The following is a 10,442-nucleotide window of genomic DNA, read 5'->3' on the forward strand; positions in this document are numbered from 1 at the left end:
CGCGCCGCCACCGCAGCTGCACATCGACAACCTGAGCGCGATCGTGCTGCGTTTCGGCAGCAAAATCCGTGAAAATGTTGACGAAACAGCACTACCGGTTGCAGCAATTCCGTCGCATTTTTGATACCCGCACAGTCGTGGTGAAAAAACGGTTACTTTGTTTGCCAAACCGGGGGGAAAGCGCATAAACTGACGGGTATCCCTTCGGTCGGTTAGTCATGAATAAATGCAGTAATGCCCAGCATCCGCATTGCACTTACTGGGTGATGCCTGGAGCGCAAACTTGTGAAGGCGGCCACGCCCAGCCGGATGCGTCCAGCTATGACCTGTTGACTGCCATGCGCTCGTCCCGTGCCGCCCCGCCGGCCACGGTGCTGGAGGCCGTCCCTGCCCGCCCCGAAGCCAACGTCGCCGCCGCGCCGGCCGACACCAACTATGCCCGTCCGCTGCACCGCGCCCAGGCCAGGCCGCAACTGCACATCAGCGGTTTCGACCCGCGCGCCGCCGGTGGCCGCCAGACGCTCAAGATGGAACTGCGCGGCATGCCCGAGGCCTGCGCGCCGCAACTGGCGCTGCAACTGCAATCGGACCTGATTCCCAACGGCGCCGCGCGCCAGCAGTTCGTGCGCGCCGTCAGCGGCGAGTGGCGCCCGGTGTTCGTCGAATTTTCCTCGCGCGGCAAGGAGCACGGCCAGTACCAGATCAGCATCGAGCTGCTCAGCCAGCACCCCGGCATGGCCGCGCGCAAATGGGTGTGCACCTTCGTGATCCTGGTGCCGCGCCTGGATGCCTCGCTGACCGAAATCCACCGCATCTTCCTCAGCACCCACAAGAACGTGCGCGTGATGGCGGACGACGCTTCCATCGCCCGCGTCAGCGCGCAGGGTGGCGACAGCCTGGACATCGACGTCACCGCGCGCAACGCCGGCATCGCCCACCTGGACCTGAACGCGCCGGCCGGCAAAGTCGACCTGGGTTTCAGCACCATCGCCTGGGACGAAGACCTGATCGAGATCGACATGCCGCTGGCGGCCGCCATGCATCCGCACCCCAGCCAGGCCGCCTCGCTGGTCAACGCCGCGCCGGAAGCCGGCGCCCAGCGCCAGATCCGCCTGTTCGCCATGGCCGAATGCACCATCGGGCGCTTCGAGCTGGTCGATCCGGAAGCCGACCTGCTGCTGACCCATTACAGTGCCGACGGCCAGGACACCAACGGCCTGACGCGCCGCCTGTCCGGCCGCCACGCCGTGATCCGCCGCTCGGGACTGGGCTTCGAAATCGAGGACGTGTCGCGCTACGGCATCCTGCTGGACGGCGTCTGGCCCGGCAAGCACAAGCCGACCGCGCTGCGACTCGGCATGCGCATCGAATTCAGCGCCAGCATCAAGGGCATCGTCACCCTGTGCGTGTCGGCCATCCTGCCGCATGGCGTGATCCTGCATCGCGTCGACCATGGCGTCAGCGCCGAATGCTTTTACCTGCTGGCGCCGGAAACCCATCCCGGCTATCCGGTGCGCTCGTACCCAGCCGCGCCGCATGCGGCCGCGCTGCCGCTGCTGTTCCACCGCGACGGCGGCTTCTGGCACCTCGATCAGCTGAGCGGCAAGGAAACCGCGCTGGCGCCCACCACCTCGCTGGAAAAACTCAGCCGGGTGCCGCGCCACACGCGCTTTGCCAGCGAACCGTATCCCGAACACTGGATCATCCGCACCGGCGCCGACGACTTGTACAGCACCGTCGCCGCCAACGCCCTTTCCACCGCCTGAACATACATTCAGTTGCATGATACTATCGACGGTTTTGCAACCTGAAACCGTTCGATCGTGCGCGCACCGCAGACACTTCATACCCGACGCTGGGAGCGCATCGCGCTCGCCGCCCTGATTTTGCTGCTGGCCGGCTTGCCGCTGGCGGTCTGGCTGGACATGCAGAACATCGCCGCCGCGCGCCTGCGCAGCCAGGCCGGCGACCTCAATTCCATGATCTCCAGCATACGCGGCTACTACGGCAGCGCGGTGGTCGGCCGCATCCTGGAAAACCACGGCAAGGACACGCAGGTGATCCACAACTACGAAACCGTGGCCGGCGCGATTCCGATTCCGGCCACGCTGTCGCTGGAACTGGGCCGGGTGATCGCCGACAAGCAGTCCAACGTCAGCTATCGCTTCGTTTCCGACTATCCGTTCCGCGGCCGCGCGCCGCATGTGCTGGACAGTTTCGAACAACAGTCGCTGGCGTCGCTGCGCGCGCATCCCGAGCAGCCGCCGCTGATCCTGGCCGGCACCAGCGGCACCGCCTCGCAGGTGCGGCTGATCGCGCCGGTGCTGATGAGCGCCGCCTGCGTGGCCTGCCACAACAGCCATCCGGACAGCCCGAAAAAAGACTGGAAGATCGGCGACGTGCGCGGCCTGCAGGAAATCGAAATACACGATGAAGTCGGCACCAGCCTGTGGTCGTTCAAATACAGCCTGGCTTACTTCCTGCTGGCCGCCGCCACCGGCCTTGGCTTCATCCTGCTGCAGCGCCGCCAGAACGCGCTGATACGCGGCATGAACGCCGACCTGGCCGACGCCAATGACTTCCTGGCCTCGGTGTCGATGAAGATTTCGCACTACCTGTCGCCGCAGATCTACAAAAACATCTTCAGCGGCGAGATGGAGGTGGCACTGCGCACCCAGCGCAAGAAGCTGACCATCTTCTTCTCCGACATCAAGGACTTCACCGCGCTGACCGAATCGCTGCAGCCGGAGGCGCTGACGGAACTGGTCAACGACTACTTCACCGCCATGTCGGCCATCGCCATTCGCCACGGCGGCACCATCGACAAATTCATCGGCGACGCCCTGCTGATTTTCTTCGGCGACCCGGACACCAGGGGCAGCACCGACGACGCCCGCAACTGCCTGCGCATGGCGGTGGAAATGCAGCACGCGCTGGCGGAACTCAACGTGCGCTGGCGCAAGCGCGGGCTGGAAGCGCCGCTGCGGGTACGCATGGGCATCAACACCGGCTACTGCAATGTGGGGAACTTCGGCAGCAGCGACCGCATGGACTACACCATCCTCGGCGCGGAAGCGAATCTGGCGGCGCGGCTGCAGGCCATCGCGCCGGCCGGCGGCATCGTGGTCAGCTACGAAACCTACGCGCTGGTGCGCGACATCGTCGCCGGCCACGCGCTGGCGCCGGTGCACATGAAGGGCATCGCGCGCGAGGTGGCCCCCTACGCCATCGACGGCCTGCTGGACCAGGATGGCAGGGCAATGCAGGTGTTCAGCGAGCATGGCGCCGGCCACGATGTCTTCCTGGACGTCGGCCGCATCGACGCCGCCGCCGCGCGCAGCCTGCGCGGCGTGCTGCATCAGGCCATCAGCGCGCTGGAACGTAAGGTCTAGGCGGCCGGCTTCTTCGGCGGCAGCGGGATCCAGTCGGTCTCGCCCGGCACCTTGGCGAAGCGCTGCGCTTCCCAGTCCTCGGCCGCCTGCGCGATGCGTTCCTTGCGCGAGGAGACGAAGTTCCAGTACATGAAGCGGTGGCCGTCCAGCGGCTCGCCGCCGATCACCACGAAGCGCGCCTCGCTGTTGGCCTTGACGCGCTGCGGCGCGGCCGTGTCCAGCAGCGCCATGGTCTGCAATGCCAGCGCCGCGCCGTCGATTTCCAGCGCGCCGCCGATCGGATAGATGGCCGCTTCGGCCGGCAGGTTTTCCAGCACCAGTTCATGGCCGGGCTGGAGCTGCACGTCCAGGTACAGGGTCTGGCTGTAGGTCTCCACCGACGAGGTCTGGCCGAAGGCGGAGCCGATCAGTACCCGCACCGAGGCGCCGTCGATCTTCAGTTCCGGGATGGCGCTGGCCGGGGTGTGGCAGAAGCCCGGCTCGTCCTCTTCGTGGGCGACCGGCAGCGCCGCCCACAGCTGCAGGCCGTGCGTGCGGTGCGGCACGCCGACCAGGTCCTTGGGCGTGCGTTCGGAGTGGACGATGCCGCGGCCGGCCGTCATCCAGTTGATGGCGCCCGGTTCGATGCGCTGGTAGGTGCCCAGGCTGTCGCGGTGGTCCATCGCGCCCTCGAACAGATAGGTCACGGTGGCCAGGCCGATATGCGGATGCGCGCGCACGTCATGGTCGGCGTCCAGCGGCACGTCGACCGGGCCGAAATGGTCGAAGAAGATGAATGGGCCGACCGCCTGCTTGACGGCGGACGGCAGATAGCGGCGCACCATCAGGCCGCCGCCCAGGTCTTTTTCGTGGCCCTTGAGCAGATTCGAGATCGTCATGGCTTACCCCAGTACGGTGGTGACTTCGGTGGTCACGGAGGTCATCAGCTTGTGCACCGGGCATTTTTGCGCGGCCGCCAGCAGCTCGGCGCGCTGGGTTTCGGACAGGTCGCCGGTGACATGCAGCGTCGCGTGCAGGCGGTACACGCCCTGGCGTTCCTCGCTGGCGTCGCGCTCCATGCTGACTTCGACGTGTTCCAGCGGGATGTTCTTGCGCTTGGCGTACCACACCACGGTCAGCGCCTTGCAGGCGCTCAGCGCGGCATCGTACAAATCGTGCGGCGACGGGCCGGCGTCATTGCCGCCCTCTTCCACCGAGCCGTCGCTGGAAATGATGTGGTTGCGCACGTGGACGATATGGCGCATCGGCAGGGATTGGTCGCGCAGGGCTTTGATAGTCATGGGTGTTCCTTGTAAGCGGAAAAGTCGTAGCCGACAATGTACACCGAATGGCAGGAACACGCCTCTGCTAAATTTCAGACAACATGCTCCATGCGGTCGCGGCCATGCCATAATCAAGTCTCTATCAAACCGGAGCCTGCCATGTCCGCGTCCATTTCCGTCCTCATCGCCGACGACCATCCCCTGATGCGTGCAGGGATCAGCGCGATTCTGTCCGGCCAGGACGATATCGAAGTGGTGGCAGAAGCCGCGGACGGCTGCGAGGCGCTCGAATGCTACCGCCGGCTGCGGCCGCAGATCACCATCATGGACGTCGCCATGCCGGTCATGTGCGGGCTGACGGCGCTGCGCGAGATCCGCCGCGAGTGCGCGCAGGCCCAGGTGATCATGCTGAGCACCTACAAGAAGGATGCGCAGATCCTCGGCGCGATCCACGCCGGCGCCGCCGGCTTCCTGACCAAGAATTCACTGCGCAACGAGCTGCTCGACGCCGTCCGCACCGCGCGCGCGGGGCGGCTGTCGATCCATCCCGAAATCGCGCTGGAAATGTCGCAGCACTGGGGCAGCGAGGCGCTGACGCCGCGCGAGGTCGACGTCCTCGGTTGCGTGGCCAAGGGCGCGTCCAATCAGCTGATCGCCGACAGCCTGGAAATCTCGGAGGACACGGTCAAGGCCCACATGAAGCGCATCCTCAGCAAACTGGGCGCCAACGACCGCACGCACGCGGTGACCATCGCCCTGCGGCGCGGCATCCTGCTCTAACCATCATAAGCCGGCGGCGCTCCGCCTTTCGGCAGGCCTGCGAAGGCGGCAGCGGCCTTAGAATTTCCTCAGGTTCCACTACCCCGAGAGAGTTGCATGAAACATCATTTGATCCGCCTGGCCGCCGCCGCGCTGCTGGCCTCTTCCTCTGCTTACGCCGCCGCGCCGCTGTCGACCATCGCCACGCCAGGCTATGCCCGCATCATGCTCGGCGATTTCGAAGTCACGCCGCTCAGCGACGGCACCGCCGACCTGCCCATGGTCGACCTGCTGCACAACGATAAGGCGGCCACCCAGGCGGCGCTGACCAAAGCCCACCTGAGCACGCCCACCACCACTTCGATCAACGCCTTCCTGATCAACACCGGCAGCAAGCTGATACTGATCGACACCGGCAGCGGTGCACTGTTCGGCCCCACGCTGGGCAAGCTGACGCAGAATCTCAAGGCGTCCGGTTATCAGCCGGAGCAGATCGACGACATCTTCATCACCCACCTGCACCCCGACCACGTGGGCGGCCTGATGGACCAGAACAAGATGGTGTTCCCCAACGCCGTGGTGCACGTCAACCAGCGCGACGCCGACTACTGGCTGAGCGAAGCGCAGATGAAAAGCGCGCCGGCCAGCGTGACCGCGTTCTTCCAGGGCGCCATGGCGTCGCTGCCGCCGTACGTCAAGGCCGGCAAGCTGCAGCCGTTCAACGCCAACGGCCAGATCATCCCCGGCGTCAGCGCGCTGACCAGCTTTGGCCACACGCCCGGCCACACCTCGTACGTGGTCGAGAGCAAAGGCAAGCGCCTGGTGGTACTGGGTGACCTGATCCACGTGGCGTCGGTGCAGCTGGATGCGCCGCAGGTCACCATCGGCTTCGACAGCGACGGCGCGGCCGCCGCGGCCTCGCGCGCCAAGGTGTTCGCACAGGTGGCGAAGGAAAACGACCTGGTGGCGGCGGCGCACCTGCAGTTCCCGGGCATCGGCTACCTCGGCGCCAAGGGCAAGGGCTGGACCTGGACCCCGGCCAACTACACCGTCCGCCCATGAGGCGATAAGCCGGTCTGATTGCGCGCATAACGATTTCTAATTGGTCAAGCGCGGGCGGCTTGCGTAGAATCCGCCCGTTTGTTTATCCGGCAAGGCGCGTAAATTGTCAGACCAGTTACTGTTCACCGAACGGCAGAATGAGCGCAGCCGCATCGCGCGCATTCTGCACGATCATTTTCTGCAGCAGTGCCAACTTATCCTCTGCACACTGCAAGCCCTTGCCGCCCGGGCGACGCTGAGCGCCGCCGACCGCCAGGAACTGGATAGCCTTGCGCGCGACACCGACGAGGCCATGACGCTGGGGCGCCAGCTGATCCTCGAACTGCGCCAGGCCGGTGACGGCGTCACGCTGGCGCAGCGGCTCGACCTGCTGGGCGGCGCGCTGTGCGCACGCGCGCGTATCCGCTTCACCTGTACCCTGCAGCCGGCGCTGGCGCTGCGCCATGACGCCTGGGCCGACGACATCTACATTCTGCTGGCGGAAGCGCTGCGCAACGCGGTGCGCCATGCGCGCGCCGGCACCATCTCTGTCACTTCGGTGCAGACCGGCGACGGCCTGGCGGTCACCGTGGCCGACGACGGCATCGGCATTCCGGCCGCGATCCTGAACGGCAGCCCGCCGTCCCTGCACTTCGGCCTGACCGGCATGCGCGAGCGCGCACAATTGCTCGGCGCCCGTCTGGAGATCGCCAGCCATGCGGGCGGCGGCACCAGCGTCACGCTGCGCTTCGACGGCGCGCCGCCCGCGGTTAAGGAGTAACATGGCGGGACTGCACTCAGCGCTCGGTGTCAAGAAAATGAAAGCCGCGGAACTACGAACCTATCAGAATTTCCTGCTTCTGGCCCAGGAACTGCACTTCGGCCGCGCCGCCGACCTGGCCGCCATCACCCAGCCGGCACTGAGCCAGCAGATCGCCCGGCTCGAAGACAGCCTGGGTGTCAAATTGTTCGACCGCGATCCGCGCCAGCTGGCGCTGACACCGGCCGGGCGCGTATTCCGCGACGGCATCGCCAAAATCATCAGCAACCTGGAACAGCTCAACCAGCAGACCATGGCGGTCGCCGGCGGCGAGGATGTGTCGCTGTCGATCGGCATCACCGAATACGCCAACCTGCCGCTGATCCCGACCGCGCTGATACGCCTGCAGCAGTTCTATCCAGCCTCGCGCCTGATGCGCCAGGAAGTCCGCTGCCTGCACCACGGCACCGCGCTGATGCGGGCGCAGATCGATGTCGGCGTCGGTGTGGTGCTCGGGCCGCCGCCGCCGGAGATGCCGCACGGCGCGGACGTCAGCAGCAAATGGCTGGCGCAATCGCCGTGGCGCCTGCTGGTGCCGGCCACGCACCGCTGGGCCGGCGAACGCGCGCTGCCGCTCAGCAGCCTGGCCGAGGAACGCATCATCATTTTCGCGCGCGACGTCAACCCGCCGGTCTACGACGGCATCATGGACAGCTGCCGTCTGGCCGGCGTGACGCCGAACATCGTGTTCGAGACGGCGCAAGGACTGTTCGGCATCCAGCTGGCCCGCAACGGACTGGGACTGATGCTGGGCACCGCGTTCGTGCTGGGCGAGCCGCCGCCCGGCATGGCGACGGTGCTGGTGGAAGGGCTGCCGCCGCTGGCCATCGTCGCCAGCTGGCGCAGCGACGAATGCCGGCCCATCGTGCGCCGCTTCCTGGAGCTGCTGTGCAGCGAGGGCGACGCGTATCGCGAGTAGCGTACGCCTGCCGGGCCGCGCCGTGGCACAATGGCTGCCAAGCCAACCCGGAGGAAGATGGATGGATGCAGATCTGCTGGAAAACTGGCTGCGCGCGCGCTCGATCGCGCGCGGCCTGCCGCAACCGGTGCCTGACCGCGGCGCCCTGCGCGTCGATACCGGCCAGCCGCACGAGAAGCGCCGCTACGTGTTTGCCGGCCCGTCGCCGCGCATCACCGAGCTGGCGCGGGACATCATCGAGCCGCATGTCTACATCAAGATGTGCGGCCCGGCGCCGCTGTTGCAGTCGCTGGTGCCGCCGCGCTGGCTGCCGCAGCCGGGCGGTTACATGATGGTCAAGGAGCCGGGACGCAATCCGGTGCCATCGCTGCCGCTGGGCTACCGGCTGCAGGTGGTGACCGAATTCCCGCTCACCACGGTGCGCATTTTCGCCGACGACGACACGCTGGCCGCCAGCGGTTACGCGGTCGAATACGGCGATGTGTTCATCTACGACCGCATCGCCACCGACCTCGCCCACCAGCATCAGGGCCTGGGCGCCGCCGTCATGGCCGCACTCGGCACGGCGCAGCAGTCGCAGGCCGCGCGACGCGTGCTGGTGGCCACCGAAGCCGGCCGCCGCCTGTATTCAACACTGGGATGGACGCTGCACTCGCATTACTCGACGGTGGCGCTCAAACCGCCTTTTTGACGAACTCCGTCTTCAGGCTCATGGCGCCGAAGCCGTCGATCTTGCAGTCGATGTCATGATCGGCGTCGACCAGGCGGATGTTTTTCACCTTGGTGCCCACCTTGACCACGCCACCCCCGCCCTTCAGCTTCAGATCCTTGATGACAGTGACGGTATCGCCATCCTGCAGCAGATTGCCGACCGCATCGCGATAAACGCGCGCGCCTTCATCTGCCGCGTCGGTGGCGCCAGCGGTCCACTCGTGCGCGCACTCCGGACACACCAGCTGGGTGCCATCTTCATAGGTGAATTCGGAACTGCATTGGGGGCATGGAGGCAAAGTGCTCATTGGGATGTCCTGATACGAAAGCCCGGCAGTATACTCTAGGTCAGCCGGCGCGCCACCCGGAAGCCGACGATGTCGTTGGCCAGCACCGCCGAAAAGCCGTTGCGCACCGCCGAGCGCAGGTAGCGCGGGTTGTACAGCCAGGAGCCGCCGCGCAGCACACGCCGCACCGGATCGCCGCCCTCTTCCCAGGCGCCGCCGTCGCCCGGCGCACCGGTGTAGTTATCGTGCACCACGTCCTGGGTCCACTCCCACACATTGCCGTGCATGTCGAACAGGCCCCACGGGTTGGGCTGGTAGGCGCCGACCTTGCTGGTCCCCTGCAGGAAGGCGCCGCGCGGGCCGCCATTGTAGGTGTAGTGACCGTCGTAGTTGGCTTGCTCGGGCGTGATGGTGTCGCCGAAGCTGAAGGCGGTCTTGGTGCCGGCGCGGCAGGCGTATTCCCACTCCGCCTCGGTCGGCAGCCGATATTGCTGGCCGGTCCTGTCGGACAGCCACTGCACGAACTTCTGCGCATCGGTCCAGCTGACGCCGACCACCGGATGCTCGTCGGTCTGGGCGAAGCCGGGCGCGCGCCAGTCGGTGTCGGACTGCGATTCCCAGCCGGTGTCCTTTACGAAGCGCCGCCACTGGCCGACCGTGACCGGGAAGCGTCCCAGCGCGAACGGATAATCGATGCCGACCCAGTGCGCCGGCTGCTCGCGCTCCAGCCAGTTTTTCTGCGCGCCGGCCTTGATCGCCAGAAGTTGCTCATGTTCGTGTGAACCCATCTGGAAACGGCCGGTGGGGATCAGCACCAGATCCGGTCCGACGCCGGTGCCGTCGAGGAAGCGGTCGCGCAGGATGCCGTTGGCGTCGGCCACCGGGCTGTCGGGCGTCGGGATCAGCGCCTTGAGTTCGGCCGCGTGGCGCGCCGCCTGCTGCTTGCGGTGGCGTTCCTGCTCCTGGCGGTAGGCCGCTTCCGCCTTCAGTTGCGCGGCCTTGCGCTGCTGCTCCTCGCGTTCCTCGCGCGCCTTTTTGGCGTCGGCATCGCGGCGCGCCAGCAGCTGCTCGCGCAGCACCTGCTTGCGTGCCTCGGCCGCCGCTTCGGCTTCCGCGCGCTGCTTCGCCGCCAGCGCCCGGCGCTGCTGTTCCTGCCGCAGCTTTTCCGCCGCCGCGGCGTGCAGTTCGGCCTGACGGCGCGCCGCCTGTTCCGCCGCAGTCGCCTGCCGCTGCTGTTCGGCCAGGCGACTG

General features: G+C 66.7%; 11 protein-coding genes. 7 read left to right on the forward strand and 4 right to left on the reverse strand.

The window, feature by feature from the left end; translation table 11 throughout:
• Positions 1 to 218 precede the first annotated feature (218 nt).
• Both E4L98_RS08585 and E4L98_RS08590 read left to right on the forward strand, forming a co-directional pair.
• On the forward strand, positions 219 to 1,766 hold the full coding sequence (locus E4L98_RS08585; protein WP_229257316.1) for an FHA domain-containing protein: 1,548 nt from the start codon (positions 219 to 221) through the stop codon (positions 1,764 to 1,766).
• Between the two features lie 57 nt (positions 1,767 to 1,823).
• Positions 1,824 to 3,392, forward strand: a complete 1,569-nt coding sequence (locus tag E4L98_RS08590; RefSeq protein WP_205746690.1) for an adenylate/guanylate cyclase domain-containing protein — start codon at positions 1,824 to 1,826, stop codon at positions 3,390 to 3,392.
• Here the strand turns inward: E4L98_RS08590 and E4L98_RS08595 are convergent.
• Positions 3,389 to 4,270: a pirin family protein gene (locus E4L98_RS08595; protein WP_135201148.1), complete on the reverse strand. Its 882-nt coding sequence runs from the start codon at positions 4,268 to 4,270 to the stop codon at positions 3,389 to 3,391. The two genes, E4L98_RS08590 and E4L98_RS08595, sit on opposite strands and share 4 nt — an antisense overlap.
• A gap of 3 nt (positions 4,271 to 4,273) precedes the next feature.
• On the reverse strand, positions 4,274 to 4,672 hold the full coding sequence (locus E4L98_RS08600) for an OsmC family protein (RefSeq protein WP_135201149.1): 399 nt from the start codon (positions 4,670 to 4,672) through the stop codon (positions 4,274 to 4,276).
• A gap of 141 nt (positions 4,673 to 4,813) precedes the next feature.
• Between E4L98_RS08600 and E4L98_RS08605 the strand changes: the two genes are divergently transcribed.
• From E4L98_RS08605 to E4L98_RS08625, 5 genes are all read left to right on the forward strand, one after another.
• Entirely contained in the window at positions 4,814 to 5,434 is a 621-nt protein-coding gene (locus tag E4L98_RS08605) for a response regulator transcription factor (RefSeq protein ID WP_135201150.1), read from the forward strand.
• 96 nt (positions 5,435 to 5,530) lie between these two features.
• Positions 5,531 to 6,475 carry an MBL fold metallo-hydrolase gene (locus E4L98_RS08610; RefSeq protein ID WP_135201151.1) on the forward strand — a complete coding sequence of 315 codons (945 nt, stop codon included), beginning with the start codon at positions 5,531 to 5,533 and terminating at the stop codon, positions 6,473 to 6,475.
• 103 nt (positions 6,476 to 6,578) lie between these two features.
• A complete protein-coding gene (locus tag E4L98_RS08615; RefSeq protein ID WP_135201152.1) occupies positions 6,579 to 7,235 on the forward strand; it encodes a sensor histidine kinase in 657 nt (218 codons plus the stop codon).
• A 1-nt stretch (position 7,236) separates the two neighbouring features.
• Entirely contained in the window at positions 7,237 to 8,193 is a 957-nt protein-coding gene (locus E4L98_RS08620; protein ID WP_167761302.1) for a LysR family transcriptional regulator, read from the forward strand.
• A 61-nt stretch (positions 8,194 to 8,254) separates the two neighbouring features.
• Entirely contained in the window at positions 8,255 to 8,884 is a 630-nt protein-coding gene (locus E4L98_RS08625; RefSeq protein WP_135201154.1) for a GNAT family N-acetyltransferase, read from the forward strand.
• On the opposite strand, the gene E4L98_RS08630 is transcribed toward E4L98_RS08625, so the two are convergent.
• Positions 8,868 to 9,212 carry a zinc ribbon domain-containing protein YjdM gene (locus E4L98_RS08630; protein ID WP_135201155.1) on the reverse strand — a complete coding sequence of 115 codons (345 nt, stop codon included), beginning with the start codon at positions 9,210 to 9,212 and terminating at the stop codon, positions 8,868 to 8,870. The genes E4L98_RS08625 and E4L98_RS08630 overlap by 17 nt on opposite strands.
• A gap of 35 nt (positions 9,213 to 9,247) precedes the next feature.
• On the reverse strand, positions 9,248 to 10,442 hold a 1,195-nt coding region (locus tag E4L98_RS08635), incomplete at its 5' end, for a formylglycine-generating enzyme family protein (RefSeq protein WP_167761303.1).

The sequence above is a fragment of the Duganella callida genome (assembly GCF_004614165.1).
Classification (GTDB): Bacteria; Pseudomonadota; Gammaproteobacteria; order Burkholderiales; family Burkholderiaceae_D; genus Rugamonas; species Rugamonas callida.